Source organism: Collinsella sp. AF37-9, from assembly GCF_003475115.1.
Lineage (GTDB): Bacteria > Actinomycetota > Coriobacteriia > Coriobacteriales > Coriobacteriaceae > Collinsella.
Genome location: NZ_QROQ01000072.1, coordinates 371 through 572 on the forward strand (window position 1 = coordinate 371; position 202 = coordinate 572).

Sequence of the window (202 nt, forward strand, 5' to 3'; positions counted from 1 at the left end):
TTTAGGGCCAAGGCGTAAATGCCCCCGGGTGCGAGGCCGGCGAGGAGCATCGCGGCCCCCGCGGCGATTATCGAAAACACGATCTGGATAAGGCGCCGGAATTTGGGCACGGGCGCCTTCGCCGCCAGGGTCGCAGGCCTTGTGGCCCCGAGCAGGAGTATCGACGAGAGAAGGAAGGGGATGAAGGGAAGGAAAGACGGCG

The 202-nt window shown here is 64.9% G+C and carries 1 protein-coding gene; it reads right to left on the bottom strand.

Annotated features, from left to right (window positions below; translation table 11 throughout):
* Positions 1-202 (bottom strand): hypothetical protein (locus tag DW024_RS10350; RefSeq protein ID WP_233541386.1); only part of this gene is annotated, 202 nt, incomplete at both ends.